This is a genomic window from Bacillus sp. EKM202B (assembly GCF_011066025.1).
GTDB classification, from domain to species: Bacteria; Bacillota; Bacilli; order Bacillales; family Bacillaceae_G; genus Bacillus_A; species Bacillus_A toyonensis.
The window spans coordinates 1-22,068 of record NZ_JAAMNK010000038.1 but is presented as its reverse complement, the minus strand read 5'-3'; the positions used below and the strand labels follow the sequence as shown (position 1 = coordinate 22,068).

The window sequence follows — 22,068 nt, the reverse complement described above, 5'->3', positions numbered from 1 at the left end:
TTTGTTTTAATTTCTGTACATTAAATATCTCTCATACCACATATCTACGAAATCTGGTGCAAATGGACCTTTTCTTTGATGAATCCACTGCGTTAAATGTGCTACATTTCGCTTTAAAATTGTATCAATAACAGGTGGATATTGCATGATTTGACTATGCTTTTCATACTCATCTTCATCTAACAGTGTATATGTCATATCTGGATACACTTTAATATCTAAATCATAATCAATATACTTTAATGCTTCTGAATCATATGCAAAAGGAGAACTTAAATTACAATAATAATATACGCCCTCTTCTCTTAGCATCCCAATCACATTAAACCAATAGTTTGCATGAAAATAACAAATTGCAGGTTCCCGAGTAACCCATGTTCGGCCATCTGATTCTGTAACTATTGTTCGATCATTCGCTCCAATTACAAGACTCTGTGTCCCTTTTAAAATCGTTGTCTCTTCCCACATTCTATGAATGGAGCCATTATGTTTATAACTATGTATTTGTACTTTTTCTCCTTCTTTGGGAAATGCCATATATGCTCCCTTCTTTCAACTGCAAATGCCCTTCTTAAATTAAATCAACTATCCTTTGAACTGCATTCACTTTTTTTCTATTATAACTTTTTTGTCGAAATTTTAAAACTAAAGCGACAAGACTCTATTTTTCACACTGCATGTTTATTGTTGAATACCATATCCCTACTGAGGCTTTTCCTGACTCATTTATAAATGAGGAAATAATAACAGAAAAAGCCCTTCCTTATTTTCATGTTAAGAAGGACTTTTCATCTGAAGGTAAGAACATATCTTATCCTAAATTTGAAATCATTTTTTCAGTTTCAAAAGATTTAATCACACTATTCGTTTGCTTTTCGAATTTTTCATGTAATAGTTTCAATGCTATTTCTGTTCTATATATTTCTTGGCGAATAAAATGTAAGTCTTTTTTATCGCACGTATCCTTTTCACTCACTTCAATTTGCTGATACTTCTCTAAGTGTGATTGCAATTTTAACAGCTCATCCATCGTTTCCAATTGCTCTCCTACCAACTTATCAAAATCCTTCATTACTTACCCCCTTTTAGATTTATTCATTAGTTATTATTCCTAATTACATATTTCTAATCTTTAACTTCCTTCTCCTTTGACTACATTTGTTGACTTATTAGAAGTTATGTCGTTCACTTTCTTTTCATTACAATGACCCGCACACAAAGAAAACACTTCTCTCGAATTGGAGAAGTGTTTTTCTTTCATTACTCGTTTGAACTAGAAGATTGTGATTGTTTTGCAGCTGATTTTGCATTTTGTTTTTTCACAGCATGCACGTCTGTTTCAGTTGCAAATTCTGTACCATAACTAGCGTTTGCACTTTGTGCACCAGAAGCTTGTGCTTTCTTTGCTTCTGATTGTGCGTTTGCTTGTTTTACTGCTTGTACATTTGTTTCAGTCGCAAACTCTGTACCATAACTAGCATTTGTACTTTGAATGCTAGCACCAGAAGTTGCCTTGTTATAACCTTGTTGTTTTTTACTCATCTTTCTCACCTCCACAACCAATAATGTAACCAATTCACTCGGAAACTATCCGTAATTTTCTGTTGAAAAATTTCCGCATATATCTCTTAATACTCATTCAAACTATAGGGTACGGAGGTGGAAATATGTATATAGGACGCGATATGACTGAACTAACGATGATTTCAAAAAATGAATGGAAAGAAGATGAATTAGCTTATTTTCATCATTCATTACAACAAATTTTGCCCTATTTAAACGCAGAAGGTCAAAGTATTTATAAAGAAATTGTAATAGAAATTGAATCAAGAGGTGGCTTACAAGAAGGTAATGCCAGTTGGACTCATGGGACAAAAATTTCTTACGATTAAAAAAGTGTTCCCAATCTAGGGAACACTTTTTTTGTTTATCCCGCTTTAATGGGCAGTAAGACCCCCACCTCAAAATGCAGCGAAAGCAAAGAATTTAGGTGGGGGATCAACTGCCCATAAAAGTCCGATTAGTTCAACTAATAATCAGTGGGGGATGAAGAAAACCCCCACTGATTAAAGTTTCACTTTATTGCATTGTAATTTGCTCAACACAACTCTCATAAATCGTACGATGCGATTTAGAGAAAGGTAACTGCTCAAATGCTTCTTTCGATACAAACTTTAATGTATCTGTTTCAACAATATCACCAGTTACTTTTCCGTAAAATACGAATATATCCCAGGTGCGATGCGTAAACGTATGTTGCACATTCATTGCGTACTCATCAATAGAAATCGAAAGCTCAAACTTTTCCTTCATATAATCTATAAGCTGTTCTTTCTGACTTCGAATCCCTTCACCAAGTTCAATATTCGGAAACTCCCACATATTAGCTAATAATCCGCTACTTGGACGTTTATTAATAACGTAACGACCATCTTCAGTTTGAAGTACTCCTGCAACAAGCGGTACCATTGTAGGAGCTTTCGCTTTACTTTTTACTGGTAGTTCTTTTTGAACACCTTCAGCATATCCCCTACAATGCTCACGTACAGGACAAAGTAAGCATGCTGGATTTTTAGGAATACAAATTAGTGCACCTAATTCCATCAAACCTTGATTAAAATAAGATGGATTTTCAGCTGAAATAATTTCGCGCACAATCTCTTCAAAAACTTTTCGAGTCTTTGGTTTTGCAATATCATCCCATACTGATAAAATACGGGATAACACGCGCATAACATTTCCGTCAACTGCTGGCTCTGGTATACCATATGCGATACTTAAGATTGCACCTTTTGTATATGGTCCCACTCCTTTTAATTTTTCAATTTTCTTTACATCACTCGGTACTATCCCGCCATATACTTCTTTTACCTCTTTTACAGCCGTGTGTAAATTTCGTGCTCTAGAATAATACCCTAAACCTTCCCATGCTTTTAATACTTCTTCATCATCAGCATTTGCTAAAGCTTCCAACGTAGGGAACTTCCCCATAAAATTTGCGTAATATGGTTTTACAGCTTCTACCCTTGTTTGCTGTAACATAATTTCCGAAACCCAAACACGGTATGGATCTTTATTTTTTCGCCACGGTAAGTCGCGTTGCTCTTTTTCAAACCAACCAATTAAATCATTTTGAAACTGCTCTATGTTAAATTTTTCTAATATTTCAAGTGTCAAACTTGATCCCCCTCATTTTTTTGCATATACGTACTATTATAAAGATTTTTAGGAAAAAATTTAAGTAAGATGACATAGGAAATAGAAGGCAAAGGACTTGAGGTATCGAATAAAAAGAGTTACATTAATAAAAAACGGAGGTGGATTTCTATGGACACAGCCACTCACCTTGTTATGGGTGTCACTTTAGGTAGTTTGGCAACATTAGACCCAGCTATAGCGCAAAGTGATATTGGACCACAAGCAGTTATGCTCGCTACAATTGCTGGTTCCAATATTCCTGACATCGATACAGTTTTAAAATTGCGTAATAACGCTAAATATATAAGAAATCATCGCGGGGTTACTCATTCCATTCCTGCAGTAATTCTTTGGTCATTCCTTATAAGCGGCATCTCTTTCGCCTTCTTTTCAGACGCTCCATATCTTCATCTACTACTTTGGTCATTTATAGCTGTCTTTCTTCACGTCTTTGTAGATATTTTCAATGCCTACGGTACACAAGCGTTACGGCCTTTCACAAAAAAATGGGTCGCACTCGGCATAATTAATACGTTTGATACTGTGATTTTCTTTATCCATATACTTGCGATTGCTTGCATGCTCGTAGGTTCCCATAAAGGATATACAGCCTTAGCTGCATATATATTAATGATTGTTTACTATATCGGACGGATTATGATGCATAGAAATATAAGAAGCGTTGTACACAAACGTTTCAAACATGTTGAGAAGATCATCATTTCTCCTTCTTATCGATTTTATCATTATCATTTAGCAGTCGTTACGACTGATTATTACTACGTTGCGAGATGGCATCGTGGTAACATTATGATATACGATAAGTTCGATCGGGTACCGTTCCCAGATAACGCTATTATGAGAGCTGCTAAACAAGATGAAAACATCTCGGCCTTCTTATCTTTCTCTCCTGTATATCGTTGGGATATTTTTGATTATGATAACTATTACGAAATTCGATTCATTGATTTGCGCTATCGAAGTAAAGATTATTATCCATTCGTTGCAATCGTTCAGCTCGATCAAAATTTAAATATTATTAATTCTTATACCGGATGGATTTTCAGCGAAGAAAAACTTCGAAAGAAACTGGAATTGCTTCCACATTAAAAAAAGCGACTTTAGTCGCTTTTTTAATGTTTTAAATGGTCTTCTTGATTAATTAAATGGCTGTATTTCGGATTATTTGTACGCATTTCATGAAGACGCGCTCCATGATTATTAATCCATGTTCTTACTACTTGCTCAGTCATTTCCTCCCCTTGATAACGACCTGATTTCGCATAAGTTGTTTGAAAATCTTCCCAAAGTAATTCAACCCACGCACGAGCTTGTCCGTAAGAAAGCTTGTCATTCTTGTCTAATAATTCTTTCGTTAATGCTTCATAAATATCATTCATGTTCTAATCTCCTTTTACCTATTTATCCCTTCATTTCTAAAGGATAGTTTCTTCTATTTTGCACATTCTATAAGTGATACTTCATAAAGAGGTATCAACTAATGATGAGGAGGGCGTTCGCAATGGGTAAACAAGCCGAATTTTGGTCTGAGTCAAAAAACAACAGCAAAATCGACGGTCAGCCGAAAGCGAAATCACGCTTCGCTTCGAAACGACCTAACGGCACAATTAACACGCACCCACAAGAACGTATGCGTGCTGCAAATCAGCAGGAAGAGTAGTACAGGTACAGCCTAAAAAATTAACTTCCTACACGAGGTGATAAAGATGAGCTACCGTGATCGTTTAGATAGTCGTTCTGAATTATTTAACCATACGTGGACTCGTCCGAAACATGCGAAAGCGCAAGTTAACGGACAGACGCAACAAACCCAGTCTCTCATTATATTGGCCAACGAATGTAAAAAACGCCAATTTTAGAATCTCCTATCTCCTTTAACGCCTACCAAAGATGAAAACCAGAGAGATATTCGCTCTCTGGTTTTTATTTTTCTTGCAACAAGGAAATTGGTATCCCAATCTCTTCATTATCATTTTGCTTATAACCCCAAGCAAATACCCCATTGAAGTACGTAATTTTAAATAATACACCAGGTTCTTCTACTAATTCATATGTCTCACCAATATGGAATTTGTTTATATCAGTCATGTAAGCACGGGCCATGGCCATCTTTCTCATTAATACATCGAATTCATTTACAATTCCAAGTTGCTCAGCCTTTACTGCTTGCTCCTTCAAAGCGCCAATTTCTTCTCTAAGCTCATGCGGTGTCATTTCACTGTAGCGTTTTGGCATATTCATCTTATTATTCCCCTCATCCCTCTTCACGTTTCATTTGTAAAAATATCTCTATTTCATCAATAGAAAATCCTTTTCGATATAACGCTTGTTTCATCTTATTTTCGAATGTCCATCCATCATACTTCCTATATTTCTCATAATATTTATTCCCATGATAGTGTAAAGCTTCTTGTTGCTTTTCGTCATCTTTTTCGTCTTTCAATTCTTCCAAACAAATTTGAATCACATCTCTAGAATATCCTTTACGAACAAGCATTTCATCTAACTTTAGCTTCATTTGTAAAAATGAATGCTTTTGATAAGATTTTTTCTTTTTTTCTACAAGAATCAAAGCATTTTCAATTTGCTTCTCCTTTGGATACTCTTGTAAACTATGTGTAATGATTAGATCCTGAACGCCTTTATTTAACAGCTCTCTTTTTATAACAGTTGGACCTTTTCGATTCACATTACTTTGCGTTCGCGTATATAAAATGGCATACTCTTTATCATTAATATATCGGTCATGTAATAATTTCGAAACGACTTCAGAGATGATGGCCTGTCCCACTTCTTTTTTTCGTAAAAAATCTTCTATTTCTTGTTTCGTTCTCATTTGATAGGATAAATAGGAGATTGCTTGTAAATATGCTTTTTGTACCTCTTCATTGAACAAAATATTGCCTAACTCTATTTCATCAATTTCTAAACCTTTTTGTAATCCATGTTTCATTAAGATTACTTGATCCACACTAAATCCGTACTCTTCACCTTGACCTTTATCAATATAAATATTAAATCGCTCTTTCGATCGTTTTTGCACTTCTATTTTTGTAATGACAGCCATACTCTCACCTCTCTATTATTTTAACATAGTCAAGGAACATTTTTGCTTTTCAAGAATATATATAATGAGGAGGAAATAATTATGAAAATTGCAATTTCTGGTGGTACTGGCTTTATCGGCAAATATCTATCTACTTTTTTCATTCAAAAAGGATACACAGTCTATATCCTTACCCGAAAAAATAAAATTGAAACTTCAAACCCTCACCTTCAATACGTACAATGGACACCAGATTTACCTACTTTCCCCCTCTCTTCTATTGATATAGTTATTAATCTAGCTGGAGAGTCAATCAATAGTAGATGGACAAAAAAACAAAAAGAAGCAATTTTAAACAGTAGAATTCAAGCGACAAGAGGACTTATTAAACAACTACAAACACTCAGCACAAAACCACATACATTTATTAACGCAAGTGCTATTGGATACTACGGAACTTCTGAAACAGAGTCTTTTACCGAGCAGCAAGAAACTCCCGGAAATGACTTTTTAGCAGAAACAGTATTTTTATGGGAGCAAGAAGCATGTAAAGCACGTTCTCTTGAAATCAGAACAATATACGCAAGATTCGGAGTCATATTAGGTGCAGACGGAGGTGCTCTTCCAAAGATGCTACTTCCCTATCAATTTTATATCGGAGGCACAATTGGATCTGGAAACCAATGGTTATCATGGATTCATATAGATGATGTCGTTCGCATGATTGATTTCATCATACACAAAGAAGAAATTAATGGTCCTCTTAATATTACAGCCCCGTTACCTATAAGAATGAAGGAATTTGGAGAAACCATGGCAACTATAATGAGAAAACCTCATTGGTTACCTGTCCCTTCATTTATGCTTCACGCTTTATTGGGTGAGATGAGTATACTTGTACTAGAAGGGCAACATGTATTACCTAGTAAAGCAATTGAACATGGGTACCAATACACATTTCCGACAATAGACCATGCATTACAAAATATACTTTCGCATACAATGTAGTACTTCTAAAACACAGTTTTACAAGGGGTTCCCTTTCAAAACTTTCATTTTCTAGGATTCAGAGCATTACTACACAAATAACCTTTCAGTTACTTTTTCTTCAATCACATTAATATTGTAAAGTAACAGAAATGAGGTACCTATGAAAATATTGCTCAAACAAGCCATTGTGTATCCTATTACATCTCCCAAGTTTCAAGGTGATGTACTCGTTATAGGAGAACGAATTGCTGAGGTCAAACCTTCTATTCAGCCTACTCAAGATATGACCGTTATAGATGCGCGAGCTCTTCATCTCTTACCTGGATTTATTGATGTCCATACTCACCTTGGTCTCTATGATGAAGGCACTGGTTGGGCTGGAAATGACGCTAATGAAACCTCTGAAGTTTCAACACCACATATCCGTTCTTTAGACGGAATCCATCCTTTTGATATCGCATTTCAAGACGCTGTACAAAACGGGATCACAACTGTTCACGTTATGCCTGGGAGTCAAAATATTATCGGCGGTACTACTTGTGTAATAAAAACTGCTGGAACTTGTATTGATCACATGATTATTCAAGAACCTGCTGGTTTAAAGATTGCCTTTGGAGAAAACCCTAAAAAGGTTCATAGTAATGGAACGAAAGAGTCCATAACACGCATGGGCATTATGGGGTTACTTCGGGAATCATTCTATGAAGCACAGCACTACGGGCATGAAGCTGATTTTCGAATGCTCCCTATTTTAAAAGCATTACGCCGCGAAATACCGGTACGTATCCACGCTCACCGTGCTGACGATATTAGTTCTGCTTTACGCTTTGCAACAGAATTCAATCTTGATTTACGTATTGAGCATTGTACAGAAGGACACTTTATTGTTGAAGAGCTTTCAAAACACAATTTAAAAGTTTCAGTTGGTCCCACTCTTACACGCCGGTCTAAAATCGAACTAAAAAACAAAACATGGGATACTTACCATATATTATCTAAAAATGGAGTAGAAGTTTCTATAACAACTGATCACCCTTATACACCAATTCAATATTTAAATGTTTGTGCTGCTGTCGCAGTAAGGGAAGGATTAGACGAGAAAACTGCATTGGAAGGAATCACTATATTTCCAGCGAGAAATTTGCGTTTAGAGGATAGAATTGGAAGCATTGAGGTTGGAAAAGACGCTGATCTCGTGTTATGGACACATCATCCTTTCCATTATTTAGCCAAGCCTGTACTAACTATGATTGACGGAAAAATAATTTACAAAAAAAATAAAAAAAACTAGTTTATTTTTTTGACTAGATAAAGTATTATACGATTATAAACTGAATGAAACCATAATCAATTTGTGTCGTGATTATCATTTTCAAATTGATGAATGGGGAAGGCAAATGGTGCGCCACCAGCGTTATAAACTGGTTCTAGTGGGTTCGATTCCCACCCCGAAATTTTTTAAAGATTGATATAAAAATTTCGAGGGTGGGGTGCTTTTTCGTCATGCTACCCTCGTGTGAGGAGGAGTTAGTGTGTTGAAAAAACGCGACTTACACGACAGCCACGTTCTATACGAGTTAATGGTGGATCCAGCTGTCTTCCCTTTTGTGCGTCAAAAGGCTTATTCTTATGAGGAATATTTATTTTTAACGAAACAAACCATTGAAGCCGAAGAGCGTGGAGAGTTAATTTCACGCACAATTTTAGATGAATGGGGTAACCCTATCGGAACAATTACTTTATTTGATGTGCAAGAAAAAGCTGGATTCCTTGGAACATGGCTTGGAAAACCATACCATGGCAAAGGCTATAATAAATTGGCGAAAGATTCATTTTTTAGCGAACTTTTCTATGAGTTAGATATTGAAACCATCTTTATGCGTATTCGCAAAATAAATATTCGTTCTATTAAAGCTGCCGAAAAACTACAATATGTGAATCTAGCAAATGAAACGAGAAAAGCCGTTTATGATGAAATTAACGTAAATGAAGAAGTATATAATCTATATGAAATTCCAAAAGATCAATATACACTTGCAACAATGCGTGATACAACATTCCAAGACGCCCACCACTTAAAAGAAGCGTAATCTAAATTTTCAGAAATAATAATTAATCATTAACCGTTTGGCATATATGTATATCACCCCATGTCTTTGGAAACGATAGATAGTGACTTTAGGACACGAGGTGATTTGTAATGGATAAAAAGAAACGTGACAAAGCGAAAAATACATTATCTAGTACACAAGAAGTTCTATATCAACGAGAATTTCGAAAAGCAGATCGTGCAGCGGGATATCGCTCAAAAAGTATTTAAAGTGAAAATGAATAATTAGAAGTTTTCCCCCCTAATTATTCATTTTCATTACATAATTTTCCCGACTGACAGAAATAACCTAAAAGAGTTCCCTTATACATAAGGGAACTCTTTTGTTGTGGACAACTTTATCCACAACATCGATATGATTGTGAATATTTTTCTAAAAACTTTGATATTTTTATATATTTTCGCACATATCAACTACTGGAATTGTGGATATTTTTCTAAAAATTGTGGACAATGTGGATATAGTTGTTAATATTCCGACTTTACCGTCTAATGAAAGCGCATCCCTTTGTGGATAAAGTGAAGGCTTTTACGGGAAGCTATCTCCCACCTAACTTCCTCGCATTCGCCCAATTTCGAGATGGGAGTCTTACTTCCCTCAAATAGCCGGATAAAGGAATCTTTACAATAAAAGGAACCCTCTTTAAACATATAAAAGAGGGTTACATATTAAGTAAATGATTCTGCAAGAGCAGGTGATTTCATAGGTATATGATTCGGCTCTGCATGATTTTCTTCCAAAATTGTATCCACGATATGACATGCCGGTTCAGGACGATAAATATTTTTCATTGCTTCTTTCATTTGGAGAAGCTTCATATCATCTTGTAATAACGCCTCTGTTTTTGCAAAAACCTCACTGTCATCACGGATTACAACTGCAGCTCCTTTTTTTTCAAAATACAACGCATTTTCATTTTCTTGTCCTGGGACAGGCTTATATAAAATGACAGGTACTTGTAATGCTGCTGCTTCGCTTAATGTAATACCACCTGGCTTCGTAATCATACAAGAAGTAACACGGAATAACTCATCAATGTTTTCAACATAACCAAATACTTTTAAAGCATCCGAATTTTGTTCCTGTAATCCTAATAAATCCTGTTTTAAAGCTTCATTTTTTCCGCAAACGACAACTACTTGTAAATTAGGTACGGCCATAAATGACTGGCATAGTTCTTTTACACTTCCTAGTACCCCATGAGCACCTGCTACAATTAGTAAAATCTTTTTATTCTTACATAACTGATACTTATTATATATAATGTCTTGATTTATCTTTAGCTCAAAACTATTACGAATTGGAATTCCAGTTTCAACAATTTGTTCCGCAGGTACACCAATATCAACCATCACCTTTTTCACGTGATCAGTTGCTACAAAATAACGATCTACTTCACGATGAATCCATATTTTATGCACACAAAAATCCGTCAACACATTATAAACAGGGATTGAAATACCTGTTTGCTTTTTCAACTCAGGTACAGCTATGATTGGAAAGGTATTAATAACGATATCCGGTTTCTCCACTTGTAAAAGTGATTTCAAACGTTTCCTTCCAAAATTTGCGTACCAAGATGCTATTTTTTTATCATAAATTTTTTCTACCCCGTAATAAAACAAACGATATAATTCTTTTCCTATTGTATAACTTTTTAAATATAAATATTTTGTAATGTCAGTTATAAATGGATGTGATTCTCCAAACAAGTCGCATACAATTACATTTTCAATTCCTTTTTGGCGAAATGTTTGTTCTAATGTTTTCGCTACTTGCACATGACCATTACCGTAATGTGCAGTTAAAATTAAAACCTTGGGGTTTTTTATCAAACAAATCCACTCCTAGCTTTTTGTTTCTCCATATTGCATATACGACAATAGGAAAAACATTTTCCTTAAACATTACATACTTGGATTCCAATATTCCCCTGTTAGCTATGTACCTGTCGTGGATATGCAAAGCATATAAGATTGACCCCTTAATCCTATCCGTGCTCATATCTTTACATTATACTTTCCTATAAGAGCTTTCGCAATAACTTACAAATGTTCTCTATTCCATGATACTCACTCTTTTACTTCTTAATTCTTTTTACTATTTTGATTTCCCTTTACAATTATGTAAATTTCTCCACTTATTCCTTACAAAAATATGGATATTCTTTTTTCAGTATACTCTTTTCTATATATATACTCTAGGTTTTATTGTAAAGAAAGCAAAAAGTCTAATCCAATATTTGGATTAGACTGCTTTTAAAATATGTCTCGCTTGTTCTACATTTTTTTCCGTAGGTGGTTCTACATTTGCGAGTGGATATTTATGCCCAAGCGCCTCCCATTTATATACACCAAGCTTATGATATGGTAGCACTTCAACTTTCTGAACATTAGACAGACTTTGAATAAAGCTAGATAATTTTTGCAGATCCTCTTCATTATCAGTAACACCTGGAACTAATACATGTCGTACCCAAATCGGTTTATTCTTATCCGATAAATAACGAGCAAATTGTAAAATATGTTCATTTGATTTCCCTGTTAATTTACGATGTTTCTTTGAATCAATATGTTTCAAATCCAATAAAACTAAATCTGTATAATCCATTAATTTATCCAACTTTTGCTGGAATTCTGGCTCTTCAGAATAACAACCTCCAGAAGAATCAATTGTTGTATGAATTCCAACTTCCTTACATTTCTTAAATAATTCAATTAAGAAATCTAACTGTAATAATGGTTCTCCACCACTAACTGTTATACCGCCTCCAGAAGCTTCAATAAATGGAAGGTAACATGTCACATCCTGCATTACTTCTTCAACTGTTATTTCTTTTCCTTTACCGATCTCCCACGTATCAGCATTATGGCAATATTGACAACGTAATAAACACCCTTGTGTAAATATGACATAACGAATCCCTGGGCCATCAACAGTACCACAAGACTCTACAGAATGTATTCTTCCTTTTACCATGTTACTTCCTCCTTTATTGAAACAGCCTCCCTCCACTACATATTAAAAGCGGAGGGACACTTTTTTCACTTACATGCTTTCATGCATTGTACGGTTAATTACATCAATTTGTTGTTCACGAGTTAATTTAATAAAGTTAACAGCGTAACCAGATACACGAATTGTTAATTGTGGATATTTTTCAGGGTGCTCCATTGCATCCATTAATGTTTCACGATTAAATACGTTAATATTTAAGTGATGTCCTTCTTTTATTGCATAACCATCAAGCATAGATACTAAGTTGCGTACTTGTACATCATCTTCTTTACCAAGTGCTTTTGGAATAATAGAGAATGTATTGGAAATACCATCTTGTGCATCTTCATATGGTAATTTAGCTACAGATAATAGTGATGCTAATGCACCTTTTGTATCACGACCATGCATTGGGTTTGCGCCCGGTGCAAATGGTTCTCCAGTACGACGGCCATCTGGAGTATTACCAGTTTTCTTACCGTATACGACGTTAGATGTAATTGTTAAGATTGACATTGTATGAACAGAATTTCTGTATGTTTTATGCTTACGAAGTTTATTCATAAATGTTTTCACAAGATTTACTGCGATTTCATCTACACGATCATCGTTGTTACCATATTTAGGGAAATCACCTTCAATTTCAAAGTCAACTGCAATACCATTTTCATCACGAATTGGTTTTACTTTTCCGTATTTAATTGCACTTAATGAGTCTGCTACTACAGACAATCCTGCGATACCTGTCGCCATTGTACGAAGAACATTTGTATCATGAAGCGCCATTTCAATACGCTCGTAGCTATATTTATCGTGCATATAGTGGATAACGTTTAATGTATTTAAATATAGACCTGCTAACCATTCCATTGTCATATCAAACTTATGCATAACTTCTTCATAATCTAATACTTCAGAAGTAATTGGTGCGTACTCAGGGCCAACTTGAGCTTTAGATTTTTCATCTTTACCGCCGTTAATCGCATATAGTAATGCTTTCGCTAAGTTTGCACGTGCGCCGAAGAACTGCATTTGTTTACCGATTCTCATTGCAGATACACAACAAGCAATACCGTAGTCATCACCGTAGTCAGCACGCATAATGTCATCATTTTCATATTGAATTGCTGATGTTTTAATAGACATTTTTGCACAGTAGTTTTTAAAGTTCTCTGGTAATTGTTTAGACCAAAGAACTGTTAAGTTTGGTTCTGGAGCTGGTCCTAAATTATCTAATGTATGCAAGAAACGGAATGAGTTCTTTGTTACTAATGGACGACCATCTAAAGCCATACCACCGATAGATTCAGTTACCCAAGTTGGGTCACCAGAGAATAATTCATTATAATCAGGTGTTCTTGCGAATTTCACAAGACGTAATTTCATAATGAAGTGATCCACGATTTCTTGTACTTCTTCTTCTGTTAAAGTACCATTTTCTAAATCTCTTTCAATGTAAATATCTAAGAATGTAGAAGTACGTCCAAGACTCATTGCAGCTCCGTTTTGCTCTTTAATCGCTGCAAGATATGCGAAGTATAACCATTGGAAAGCTTCTTGTGTATTTGTTGCTGGTTTAGAAATATCAAAACCATGAGAAGAAGCCATTTGTTTTAATTCTTGAAGTGCACGCATTTGCTCAGATAACTCTTCGCGTAAACGCATTGTCTCTTCGCTCATTACACCACCAGTTAAATTAAAATCAGCTTTTTTCGCTTCAATTAAATGATCTATACCATATAGCGCTACTCGGCGGTAATCACCGATAATACGTCCACGTCCATATGCATCTGGAAGACCAGTAATAACACCTGATTTACGAGCCGCTTTCATTTCTGGTGTATATGAATCAAATACACCTTGATTATGAGTTTTACGCCAGTCTCTGAAAATCTTACTAAGTTCTTTATCCATTTCGTATCCATAAGATTCACAAGCTTGTTCCGCCATACGAATACCACCATATGGTTGTAATGAACGTTTAAATGGCTTATCAGTTTGGAAACCGACTACTTTTTCAATATCTTTATTTAAATATCCTGGTTCATGTGATGTAATAGAAGAAACAATTTTTGTATCCATATCAAGAACGCCACCGTTTTCACGTTCTTTTGTTGTTAAATCCATTACTTGATCCCAAAGTGTTTTCGTTGCTTCAGTTGCTCCCGCTAAGAAAGATTCGTCCCCTTCGAAAACGTTTACATTATTTAAAATGAAATCGCGAACATCAATCTCTGCTTTCCATTTTTCACCTTTAAAGTTTTCCCATGCGTTTTTTACATTTTCTAATATTTGAGTCATCCTAATCTCCTCCATTTTTGATTAGTACAGGAATAAGATTTTTTATATAACAGCTTACACACTTAGAATACTACTTTTTTGCGAAAGTGAACGAAATAGTTGTGACATGTTTGTGAAATATTGAGCAAACTACTGTATGCATAGTGTTAACTTCACTCAAAAGTCTTTATAATTAACCCTTTCTTTAATTGTATTTTTTTGGTATCCTTATATACGAGTCCTATTTTGTAATATAAGAACAATACCCATTGTAGAGCTGTAATACTCTTATCTCCTAATCTGTTATAGTTTTTATAACGGAACAAAAAAGTGTACATATGTTGTACACTTTTTTTGTTACCTATAAAACATCTCTTTTTCTATTTCCATCATAGAATCCACCCCGACTGCCCTTTAATGCAATTAATTGCTCTAATCCTTCGATATGATCACCAATAATTCGAAGTACAGCTGGAGGATGTCCTATTTTTGCAAAATGTTCACTGGGACGAATACGGTTCATTTTATCGACCTCAACACGACTGACACATGCAATTTCGAATCCTGAAAGAACAGCTTTCACTTGCGCTACACAAGGTGACAGTAAAGATCTATATCCTATTGCTTTCAAACACGTCTTACTAAATGCATTAGGTACGGCAATAAGAGAGCCTACTCCTAAATCTTTTCTATCACAAGCTAAATTTAACGCATATTTAAATGCAGTTACGAGATGAAGTGGTACTCTTAAATCTAAATAATGATTTAGATCATTTAATGCGACATCTTGCCCATCTGCAATAGCTTTTGCAAAAGGATATAGCTCACTAGCTGGAATAACAAAATCACCGTCTATAAATAACACAATTTCTCCTTTTGCAAAATAAGTTCCAAGCGAACGCCCCACATCGTTTCCGAGTGCTTCTTTATATATAATTGTTGTTGCTCCTTTTTCTTTTGCAATTGTTGCCGTTTTATCTGACGAACCATTTACAACAACGATGATTTCAAAAGGTTCAATTTTACGAAGCTCCTCTATAACGTTTCCAATTGTTTTCTCTTCATCTTGTACAGGAATAATTACCGATAATTGCTTTCCTTTATACAAATTAGATGTAACGCCCCATCCTTGATAAAAATCTTCAAAATTTAAAGTATGATAGACACTCTCTCTTTTCCGATTTCCATCATAATATCCTCCACGCTCATCGCTGCCTATTATCCGCTCCGCTACAGCTTCTATATGGTCACCTATCATTCGTTTTTCAGCTTGTGCAAGATCTGTGCCATATGCTGCATGCTCGAGTGGCCGAAATTTATTCGGCGTAATAACGTCAATTGCACAATGACGACTAATTTTCCATTTACTTTGTGCTAAGCGTAAATGAGCTACAATAGGATTAACAAAACATTCATATCCAATACTTTGAACGACTTCTTTCGTCAACGCATGAGGTACAGATAATAAAGAATCAATTTTTAATTCTTCGCGCTCTAACATTGCATTTAATATTTGGCGCCATACTGTAACGGAATGTGGTTTTTGTTTTTTTAAAAATAATGCATCCAAATTATTTAAAACGATGTCAGCCTGATCATGTAAAATCGGATTAAGAAATAATTGCAATTTTGAAGTTTGAATAGCGAAATCTCCATCTATAAACAGTAATACATCACCTATCGCATGTTTTGCACCAACTGCGCGGCCAACGTCGTTACCAAGTGACTCTTTATTCTGAATTACTCTACATCCTAAACTCTCAGCAACCCCTTCTGTACCATCATTGCAACCATTAGCTACTACAATAATCTCTACTGGATTGAATGGCTTTACCGATTGAATCACGTCTGAAATCGTATCCACTTCATTACATACGGGAATAATAACCGATAATGACTTAGCCATTGTTTTCTTCACGAAACCATTTAATAGTTTCTTTCAATCCTTGTTCCCACGTTATTGTCGCTTGAAATTGAACAAGTTCTCTTAATTTTGTTACGTCTGGTCTTCTATTTGGAATTTCCTCAAAACCATGTGGATATACTTTTTCAAAAGGAACTTGTACAATTTTTGAAGAAGAATTTGTTAGTTTTTTGATTACTTCTGCTACTTCTTTAATATTTTTTTCATTCTCAGAACCTATATTAATAATCTCACCATTTACATTCTCATCCATTGCTCGAATCGTTGCCTCTACTGCATCACTTACGTACGTAAAGCAACGTGTCTGCTTTCCATCGCCATATACGAGAATGTCTTCACCTTGCAAAGCCGCCCGGATAAATCGTGGGATTACCCCTGCATACGGACCATCTTTCGCTCTTGGACCATAAATATTAAAATAACGAACAATCGTTACCGGCAAACCTTCTAATGCGTATCCTAAACATAATGTCTCTTCTAACGTTTTACAAACTGCATAACTCCAGCGTATTTTAGAAGTTGCCCCGTATAATCGATCTCCTTCTTCAGAGAAAGGTGGCTTGCCCTTACCATATACTTCTGAAGTAGACGCAAAGACTACTTTTTTCTTGCCTTTTAATGCTGCTTGTAAAATGTTTCTCGTTCCATCAAAATTTGTTTCAATGAGTTCTATACTTTTTTCCATTGTCGTTTTAACACCTAAAATTGCTGCCAAATGGAATACTACATCGTGTTGATTTACTAATTCATCGATTGCCTTTTTGTCTAAAACACTGATTGGAATAACTGGAATCTCTTTCATTAACTCATTATGATATTTATTTTTCCCTTTATAGAAGTTATCCACAATTGTGACTCCATAACCTCTTTTCACTAATTCTTCAGCTAGATGTGATCCAATAAATCCTGCTCCACCTGTAATTAAACATTTCTTACTCATGCACTCACCTTCTTTATAATTCCACGTGTATCGATTACTCGCTTTATTCTTTTAAAAAGCTCCCAATCGATATTAGAGTGATCAGTTAAAATTAATATACAATCTGCTTGTTTAACCTTTTGTTCATCCAAGGAAACAGATTGATACACCCTATCTCCAATTTCCGCAGAAGAAATATATGGATCATGGTATTCTATCTCGTATCCTTCTTTTATTAGTAATTGAATAATTGGCAATGCTGGTGATTCTCTCAAATCATTTACATCTTTCTTATACGCAATCCCTACAATTAAAACCGTTGCGGGTGATTGCACCATGCCTTTTACCTTTCCGACTATTTTCTCTGGCATTTCTTCATTAATTACATGTGCCGCCTCAATTAATTGACTAATAGCCCCATTTTTCTTTATTCTCCATTGAAAATATAAAGGATCTACAGGAATACAATGTCCTCCTATTCCTGGTCCTGGCCAATACGGAGTAAATCCAAACGGTTTTGTAGATGCAGCTTCAAGCGCCTCATAAAAATTAATATTCAAACTTTCACATAGCATATTTAACTCATTTACTAACGAAATGTTAACTAAGCGCTGAATATTTTCAAATAGCTTACACATCTCCGCTACTTTTGGAGAACTAACAGGAACAACTACATCGAAGATAGTGCTATACAAATCCTGTACCTTTTGTTTACATTGTTCTGTTTGTCCACTAATAACCTTTGGAATCGATTGAACTGAATATTGACTATTTGCCGGATCAATTCTCTCCGGTGAATAACCAATATAATAATCTACTCCTACCTTTTTACCAGTTTGAGAAATAATAGGAATGATAACTTCCTCAAGTGTACCTGGATATGTGGAGCTTTCAAAAATGAAGGTTTGTCCTTTTTGAAGGTTTTGTTGTATATAATGCGAAGCTGAAATGAGAGCACTTAAATCCGGTTCTCTTTGCTCATTAATTGGAGTCGGGACAGTAACAATAACATAATCACTCTTTTGGAACTCAGTAACACCTTTATCTGGTGTATTTACTAGTAAGCTTTTTTTAGTTAATAAACTTTGTAACTCTTTAGAAGAAACATCTGGAATATAACTTTCTCCTTTTATAATCGATTCTATTTTCCTAGTATCTTTATCTAGTCCAAGTACTGTATATCCTCTTTCTGCGAAATGGACCGCTAAAGGAAGACCAACATACCCTAATCCAATAATAGCTACTTTACTACTAGCATTCATCTGTATTCTTTTCTTCCTTTCTCAATTGTTGAATAATATCTCTATCCCGTTCTCCATCTGTAAAACTCCCGCGTTCGTCTGTATATTGTAATAGATAAGCAATCGCCTCAAGTTGATCACCGAAAATACGGTCAAATGCTGGAATACGTCCATTAACAAATCCATGTTGCTCTGGGCGTACTCGATTTGTTTTTATAACATCTACAAATTGTACTGCTGTAATAGAGAATCCCTCCAAAATAGCTTTCATTTGAGCTAATGGCGGGATAATGAGAGAGTCATATCCAATTTTATCCATTACCTTCTTATGCATAGCATGTGGCACTGCCGTTAGTGAGTTATTCCATAAATCTGGTCGTTTCGCTACTAAATTTACAAAGTATTTTCCCATACTAATTGGATCCGCGGGATGAAACATATCTAATAAACATTGCAAATCATTTAATGCCATATCACTCCCATCTTCAATAGCATGCAAAAAGGGAGTTAGTTTTTTTGCCGGAATAGCAAAATCACCATCAACAAATAAACAAATATCAGCTGTAGCATGCATGGCTCCTATCGCTCGCGCTACATTATGTCCAAGCGCCTCCCCGAATTCAACAACAATAACATTCTCTAGCTGTGCCTGTTTAATAGTCTCGATATCCGCTCCATTCGCAACAACAATAATTTCATCTACTCCTGCTTTTTTCACTTCTTGTATAACAGATTTTATAGTCATCTTTTCTTCTGACACTGGTATAATCGCACTATATTTCGCTTTTTCCTTCTTTAATACAGCTGGTTTATATTTCCCTATAAACTCTCTATCTCTGTTTCCCTCCGAAAAACCACCGCGTTTACCATATATTTCAATTACATATTGCAAAGCACGTAAATGATCACCCATAATACGACTAGTCGCTTTCGGATAAGGAGAACCAGGTGATGTTCCCGTATGCACAGGACGAACCTTATTTGTATGAATTACATCGACCGAAGCCATATCGACAATATCTACTCCTCTAGACATCGCCATCGCTTGAAATAATGCTGGATCTGCTAAATTCCACCACCCAAGTTTCTCAATAACTTCCCTACTCATCGCATGTGGAATTGCGATTAAAGATCCAACAACAAGCTCCTTTTTATTCAAATAGCGATTCAGCATGAATTTTCCAACTGTCGTATAATGTGGTCTCATCTTTAAATAAACCGACCATGTTAAATTATTCACAACAATTTGGTGCCCCTGCCGAATCCCTTTCACGAAACATTGTAACTCTTTACTCTCAATAACGATGTCACCATCTAAAAACAAGACAATTTCACCTTTTGCTTCTCTTGCTCCAATTGCCCGTCCCACATCATTGCCAAGAGAATGTTTATAATAAATCACATGACAATGATGTTGTATTGCTATTTCTTTCGTCCCATCTGTCGATCCATTATCTACTACGATAATTTCATACGGCTTCAGCTTCTCCACTTCTACTAAAACTTGAGATAACGTACTTGCTTCATTATGCGCCGGAATAACAACTGATACTCTCATACTTGTATCACGCTTACCCTTCCAAGCGAACATAGGCAATAATAGGAGTACGCACAATTACATCTTCCGGTGGTCCATAGGAAGGAGAAGTACGAACACTTACTGCCCCGTCTGTCACAGATAAAAGAATGCCTGCAACAATTTCTACAGCTGTCACAACTTGCACTAACTCACCAACATGGTTACGCAGTTCATCAGTAAATAACATATATAACTCTCCTTTCTTACACTTCTTTAATTGATATAATACTTGTAAATGGTAATAAAACTTCAGTTCCTATTCCTTCTTGCAGTATTAAGAAATCGTCGCCAACTGCTACAATAACACCTGTTAACTGCCCAACCGTCACAGTAATTTCGACGTTTTTACCTAAATATTGCTTTGCAATTTCTTTAAACGGTGATGTATTACATTCTTTTAAAATGTTACAAATAATCGATTGAAATTGACTTGATTTAATAAATTCTTCTGTAGCTTGCTTAGAATTTCTTTGAATAAATCTCGCAAAATTTTGCGAAAATAAAAGTCGTTCCACAGCAGGCAGTAACTTGTTATCTAAAAAATAACCTAATTGTCTATTAAACAGTCGGGATAATTTATGCCAATATTTTCTGAACAGACACATACACTTCTCCTCCTATTTATTTTTAAAATATAAAAAATACATTCATACATCTTAATGTATACAAAGCAGGCTTTTTATGTGATAGGTAAGACATACATTTTTCAAAGAAACAAGAATTTTTAACTAAATAAAAAAGATAGACGGTATCCCATCTATCTTTATAAGTATTTTAATTTTTAATTGTAACAATGGCAGCTGTACTGTAATAAACCGCTCGTGGTAATTCTGCCTGTTCACTGATAGAAGCTGTAACAAGAGAACCACCGCTTGCCGAAAAATACTTAACAGCTTCTAACGGAATACCATCTTCTTTCACATCAATATGCGTGCCATCTCGCCAGTCTATTTTCTGCATTGTTGCTGAAAGGTCCCCAGTCACTTTACCAAATTCTTTACCATCCACCCCTAAAAAGATCCATTCCCATTTTGTTAAACTTAGTACTTGTTTCAACTCCCCAATTTTCTTTCCATCCATATTCGAAAAAATATAGAAGTTGCGTACTCCCATATTCTTTTGAACACGCAACAATCTTTCTCCTGAGTGATTATATAAATAAAATTGTTGCTTATGTAGTCCCTTAAAAAGAAAAGAGAGTACAGCTTGCCATACACTTTGAATAACAAAATCATACTCTTCTTTTAAAAAACCTACTGTATTTCCTTCTAATCCAAAGTACGTTATTACTTGAAATATCCCTACCTCTTTCCGAACAACAAATTTTTGTTGCTCAAGTAATTCAGAAGTCTCTATATTATAATTTTCCTGTTTAAGTATTTTTGATCTTCGTTTTTCTATAAAGCTATATATTAATAATCCAATTGCTGGTAGTAAAATACCTATTAATTGCAGATTGTCTTTCTCTGAAGTGAATAGCATCCCTTTTTTATATTCCATCACTAATCCAATTGCAACGATAATCCATACAATGACAGATACAAAAAAAATACGTTTCGCATTACGTGCGTGATGCTTATGTATACTCATATCCCGTCCCCATTTCCATTTATCCCGCTATTTGCCGGGCAGTAAGACCCACACTTCAAAATTCGGCGAAAGCAAAGAAGTTAGGTGGGTGATCGACTGCCCGTAAAAGCCCGATTGGTGAAGGCTAATAATCAGTGGGGGATGAAGAAAACCCCCACTGATTAAAGTTTCA

The 22,068-nt window shown here is 35.3% G+C and carries 25 protein-coding genes and 1 pseudogene; 8 read left to right on the top strand and 18 right to left on the bottom strand.

What is annotated here, in order from left to right:
* Positions 1-6: 6 nt before the first annotated feature.
* From ntdP to G9F74_RS26285, 3 genes are all read right to left on the bottom strand, one after another.
* A complete protein-coding gene (gene ntdP, locus G9F74_RS26295; RefSeq protein WP_000885402.1) occupies positions 7-537 on the bottom strand; it encodes a nucleoside tri-diphosphate phosphatase in 531 nt (176 codons plus the stop codon).
* 274 nt (positions 538-811) lie between these two features.
* A complete protein-coding gene (locus G9F74_RS26290) occupies positions 812-1,072 on the bottom strand; it encodes a YgaB family protein (protein ID WP_000651154.1) in 261 nt (86 codons plus the stop codon).
* A gap of 188 nt (positions 1,073-1,260) precedes the next feature.
* A complete protein-coding gene (locus tag G9F74_RS26285; RefSeq protein ID WP_000039034.1) occupies positions 1,261-1,542 on the bottom strand; it encodes a gamma-type small acid-soluble spore protein in 282 nt (93 codons plus the stop codon).
* Positions 1,543-1,667: 125 nt separating this feature from the next.
* Here G9F74_RS26285 and G9F74_RS26280 point away from each other — a divergent pair, with 125 nt between their 5' ends.
* Positions 1,668-1,892, top strand: coding sequence for a hypothetical protein (locus G9F74_RS26280; RefSeq protein WP_000275432.1), 225 nt, complete (start codon positions 1,668-1,670; stop codon positions 1,890-1,892).
* A gap of 187 nt (positions 1,893-2,079) precedes the next feature.
* Here G9F74_RS26280 and mutY read toward each other — a convergent pair whose 3' ends face one another.
* Positions 2,080-3,177 (bottom strand): A/G-specific adenine glycosylase, encoded by a 1,098-nt coding sequence (gene mutY, locus G9F74_RS26275; RefSeq protein ID WP_000171374.1) that lies wholly within the window; start codon positions 3,175-3,177, stop codon positions 2,080-2,082.
* Positions 3,178-3,327: 150 nt separating this feature from the next.
* Here mutY and G9F74_RS26270 point away from each other — a divergent pair, with 150 nt between their 5' ends.
* Positions 3,328-4,308, top strand: a complete 981-nt coding sequence (locus tag G9F74_RS26270) for a metal-dependent hydrolase (protein WP_000379139.1) — start codon at positions 3,328-3,330, stop codon at positions 4,306-4,308.
* Positions 4,309-4,331: 23 nt separating this feature from the next.
* Here the strand turns inward: G9F74_RS26270 and G9F74_RS26265 are convergent, their stop codons facing one another.
* Positions 4,332-4,598, bottom strand: a complete 267-nt coding sequence (locus G9F74_RS26265) for a YfhJ family protein (protein ID WP_000998161.1) — start codon at positions 4,596-4,598, stop codon at positions 4,332-4,334.
* A gap of 122 nt (positions 4,599-4,720) precedes the next feature.
* Here G9F74_RS26265 and G9F74_RS26260 point away from each other — a divergent pair, with 122 nt between their 5' ends.
* Complete coding sequence (locus G9F74_RS26260; RefSeq protein WP_000517891.1) at positions 4,721-4,879, top strand: small, acid-soluble spore protein K; 159 nt, start codon at positions 4,721-4,723, stop codon at positions 4,877-4,879.
* 46 nt (positions 4,880-4,925) lie between these two features.
* Positions 4,926-5,078 carry a YpzG family protein gene (locus tag G9F74_RS26255; RefSeq protein WP_000122093.1) on the top strand — a complete coding sequence of 51 codons (153 nt, stop codon included), beginning with the start codon at positions 4,926-4,928 and terminating at the stop codon, positions 5,076-5,078.
* A 64-nt stretch (positions 5,079-5,142) separates the two neighbouring features.
* Here the strand turns inward: G9F74_RS26255 and G9F74_RS26250 are convergent, their stop codons facing one another.
* Entirely contained in the window at positions 5,143-5,460 is a 318-nt protein-coding gene (locus G9F74_RS26250; RefSeq protein WP_001057020.1) for a YfhH family protein, read from the bottom strand.
* A 13-nt stretch (positions 5,461-5,473) separates the two neighbouring features.
* Entirely contained in the window at positions 5,474-6,286 is an 813-nt protein-coding gene (gene recX / locus G9F74_RS26245) for a recombination regulator RecX (RefSeq protein ID WP_000268510.1), read from the bottom strand.
* A gap of 81 nt (positions 6,287-6,367) precedes the next feature.
* On the opposite strand from recX, the gene G9F74_RS26240 reads away from it, so the two are divergent.
* The 4 genes from G9F74_RS26240 to G9F74_RS26225 all read left to right on the top strand — a co-directional run bounded on the left by G9F74_RS26240 (position 6,368) and on the right by G9F74_RS26225 (position 9,575).
* The gene (locus G9F74_RS26240; protein WP_016107477.1) at positions 6,368-7,273 is read left to right on the top strand and encodes a TIGR01777 family oxidoreductase; all 906 of its coding nucleotides are present in this window, start codon (positions 6,368-6,370) and stop codon (positions 7,271-7,273) included.
* 142 nt (positions 7,274-7,415) lie between these two features.
* On the top strand, positions 7,416-8,546 hold the full coding sequence (locus G9F74_RS26235; protein WP_000698290.1) for an amidohydrolase: 1,131 nt from the start codon (positions 7,416-7,418) through the stop codon (positions 8,544-8,546).
* A 241-nt stretch (positions 8,547-8,787) separates the two neighbouring features.
* A complete protein-coding gene (locus tag G9F74_RS26230) occupies positions 8,788-9,345 on the top strand; it encodes a GNAT family N-acetyltransferase (protein WP_000914740.1) in 558 nt (185 codons plus the stop codon).
* Positions 9,346-9,455: 110 nt separating this feature from the next.
* A complete protein-coding gene (locus tag G9F74_RS26225; RefSeq protein ID WP_000358484.1) occupies positions 9,456-9,575 on the top strand; it encodes a YfhE family protein in 120 nt (39 codons plus the stop codon).
* A 459-nt stretch (positions 9,576-10,034) separates the two neighbouring features.
* Here the strand turns inward: G9F74_RS26225 and G9F74_RS26220 are convergent, their stop codons facing one another.
* The 11 genes and pseudogenes from G9F74_RS26220 to G9F74_RS26175 all read right to left on the bottom strand — a co-directional run bounded on the left by G9F74_RS26220 (position 10,035) and on the right by G9F74_RS26175 (position 21,896).
* On the bottom strand, positions 10,035-11,201 hold the full coding sequence (locus G9F74_RS26220) for a diglucosyl diacylglycerol synthase (RefSeq protein WP_000594698.1): 1,167 nt from the start codon (positions 11,199-11,201) through the stop codon (positions 10,035-10,037).
* 412 nt (positions 11,202-11,613) lie between these two features.
* Positions 11,614-12,345 carry a pyruvate formate-lyase-activating protein gene (gene pflA / locus G9F74_RS26215; RefSeq protein ID WP_000238486.1) on the bottom strand — a complete coding sequence of 244 codons (732 nt, stop codon included), beginning with the start codon at positions 12,343-12,345 and terminating at the stop codon, positions 11,614-11,616.
* A gap of 69 nt (positions 12,346-12,414) precedes the next feature.
* On the bottom strand, positions 12,415-14,664 hold the full coding sequence (gene pflB, locus G9F74_RS26210; RefSeq protein ID WP_016107476.1) for a formate C-acetyltransferase: 2,250 nt from the start codon (positions 14,662-14,664) through the stop codon (positions 12,415-12,417).
* 152 nt (positions 14,665-14,816) lie between these two features.
* Positions 14,817-15,036 (bottom strand): annotated as a pseudogene (locus tag G9F74_RS30240) (hypothetical protein).
* A complete protein-coding gene (locus G9F74_RS26205; RefSeq protein ID WP_016107475.1) occupies positions 15,005-16,549 on the bottom strand; it encodes a glycosyltransferase family 2 protein in 1,545 nt (514 codons plus the stop codon). Before G9F74_RS26205 ends, G9F74_RS30240 begins: the two are co-directional and overlap by 32 nt.
* Positions 16,542-17,507, bottom strand: coding sequence for an NAD-dependent epimerase/dehydratase family protein (locus tag G9F74_RS26200; RefSeq protein WP_000037046.1), 966 nt, complete (start codon positions 17,505-17,507; stop codon positions 16,542-16,544). The genes G9F74_RS26205 and G9F74_RS26200 overlap by 8 nt, the downstream gene beginning before the upstream one ends.
* Positions 17,504-18,748, bottom strand: coding sequence for a nucleotide sugar dehydrogenase (locus G9F74_RS26195; RefSeq protein ID WP_000994263.1), 1,245 nt, complete (start codon positions 18,746-18,748; stop codon positions 17,504-17,506). The genes G9F74_RS26200 and G9F74_RS26195 overlap by 4 nt, the downstream gene beginning before the upstream one ends.
* Complete coding sequence (locus G9F74_RS26190) at positions 18,738-20,285, bottom strand: glycosyltransferase family 2 protein (protein ID WP_033660278.1); 1,548 nt, start codon at positions 20,283-20,285, stop codon at positions 18,738-18,740. Before G9F74_RS26190 ends, G9F74_RS26195 begins: the two co-directional genes overlap by 11 nt.
* Before the next feature lie 13 nt (positions 20,286-20,298).
* The gene (locus G9F74_RS26185) at positions 20,299-20,493 is read right to left on the bottom strand and encodes a hypothetical protein (protein WP_000899471.1); all 195 of its coding nucleotides are present in this window, start codon (positions 20,491-20,493) and stop codon (positions 20,299-20,301) included.
* 16 nt (positions 20,494-20,509) lie between these two features.
* The gene (locus G9F74_RS26180) at positions 20,510-20,911 is read right to left on the bottom strand and encodes an LSm family protein (RefSeq protein ID WP_016107474.1); all 402 of its coding nucleotides are present in this window, start codon (positions 20,909-20,911) and stop codon (positions 20,510-20,512) included.
* Positions 20,912-21,080: 169 nt separating this feature from the next.
* Positions 21,081-21,896 (bottom strand): hypothetical protein, encoded by an 816-nt coding sequence (locus tag G9F74_RS26175; RefSeq protein ID WP_000022135.1) that lies wholly within the window; start codon positions 21,894-21,896, stop codon positions 21,081-21,083.
* Positions 21,897-22,068: the final 172 nt, after the last annotated feature.

What these genes read in the sequence shown, in the direction of transcription:
- G9F74_RS26250 (WP_001057020.1), bottom strand. Translation starts at nt 5,460, where the DNA reads ATGAATATGCCAAAACGCTACAGTGAAATGACACCGCATGAGCTTAGA.
- G9F74_RS26225 (WP_000358484.1), top strand. Translation starts at nt 9,456, where the DNA reads ATGGATAAAAAGAAACGTGACAAAGCGAAAAATACATTATCTAGTACA.
- pflA (WP_000238486.1), bottom strand. Translation starts at nt 12,345, where the DNA reads ATGGTAAAAGGAAGAATACATTCTGTAGAGTCTTGTGGTACTGTTGAT.
- G9F74_RS26195 (WP_000994263.1), bottom strand. Translation starts at nt 18,748, where the DNA reads ATGAATGCTAGTAGTAAAGTAGCTATTATTGGATTAGGGTATGTTGGT.
- G9F74_RS26285 (WP_000039034.1), bottom strand. Translation starts at nt 1,542, where the DNA reads ATGAGTAAAAAACAACAAGGTTATAACAAGGCAACTTCTGGTGCTAGC.
- G9F74_RS26205 (WP_016107475.1), bottom strand. Translation starts at nt 16,549, where the DNA reads ATGGCTAAGTCATTATCGGTTATTATTCCCGTATGTAATGAAGTGGAT.
- G9F74_RS26265 (WP_000998161.1), bottom strand. Translation starts at nt 4,598, where the DNA reads ATGAATGATATTTATGAAGCATTAACGAAAGAATTATTAGACAAGAAT.
- G9F74_RS26270 (WP_000379139.1), top strand. Translation starts at nt 3,328, where the DNA reads ATGGACACAGCCACTCACCTTGTTATGGGTGTCACTTTAGGTAGTTTG.
- G9F74_RS26200 (WP_000037046.1), bottom strand. Translation starts at nt 17,507, where the DNA reads ATGAGTAAGAAATGTTTAATTACAGGTGGAGCAGGATTTATTGGATCA.
- G9F74_RS26235 (WP_000698290.1), top strand. Translation starts at nt 7,416, where the DNA reads ATGAAAATATTGCTCAAACAAGCCATTGTGTATCCTATTACATCTCCC.
- pflB (WP_016107476.1), bottom strand. Translation starts at nt 14,664, where the DNA reads ATGACTCAAATATTAGAAAATGTAAAAAACGCATGGGAAAACTTTAAA.
- ntdP (WP_000885402.1), bottom strand. Translation starts at nt 537, where the DNA reads ATGGCATTTCCCAAAGAAGGAGAAAAAGTACAAATACATAGTTATAAA.
- recX (WP_000268510.1), bottom strand. Translation starts at nt 6,286, where the DNA reads ATGGCTGTCATTACAAAAATAGAAGTGCAAAAACGATCGAAAGAGCGA.
- G9F74_RS26255 (WP_000122093.1), top strand. Translation starts at nt 4,926, where the DNA reads ATGAGCTACCGTGATCGTTTAGATAGTCGTTCTGAATTATTTAACCAT.
- G9F74_RS26180 (WP_016107474.1), bottom strand. Translation starts at nt 20,911, where the DNA reads ATGTGTCTGTTCAGAAAATATTGGCATAAATTATCCCGACTGTTTAAT.
- G9F74_RS26175 (WP_000022135.1), bottom strand. Translation starts at nt 21,896, where the DNA reads ATGAGTATACATAAGCATCACGCACGTAATGCGAAACGTATTTTTTTT.
- G9F74_RS26280 (WP_000275432.1), top strand. Translation starts at nt 1,668, where the DNA reads ATGTATATAGGACGCGATATGACTGAACTAACGATGATTTCAAAAAAT.
- G9F74_RS26240 (WP_016107477.1), top strand. Translation starts at nt 6,368, where the DNA reads ATGAAAATTGCAATTTCTGGTGGTACTGGCTTTATCGGCAAATATCTA.
- G9F74_RS26290 (WP_000651154.1), bottom strand. Translation starts at nt 1,072, where the DNA reads ATGAAGGATTTTGATAAGTTGGTAGGAGAGCAATTGGAAACGATGGAT.
- G9F74_RS26260 (WP_000517891.1), top strand. Translation starts at nt 4,721, where the DNA reads ATGGGTAAACAAGCCGAATTTTGGTCTGAGTCAAAAAACAACAGCAAA.
- G9F74_RS26190 (WP_033660278.1), bottom strand. Translation starts at nt 20,285, where the DNA reads ATGAGAGTATCAGTTGTTATTCCGGCGCATAATGAAGCAAGTACGTTA.
- G9F74_RS26185 (WP_000899471.1), bottom strand. Translation starts at nt 20,493, where the DNA reads ATGTTATTTACTGATGAACTGCGTAACCATGTTGGTGAGTTAGTGCAA.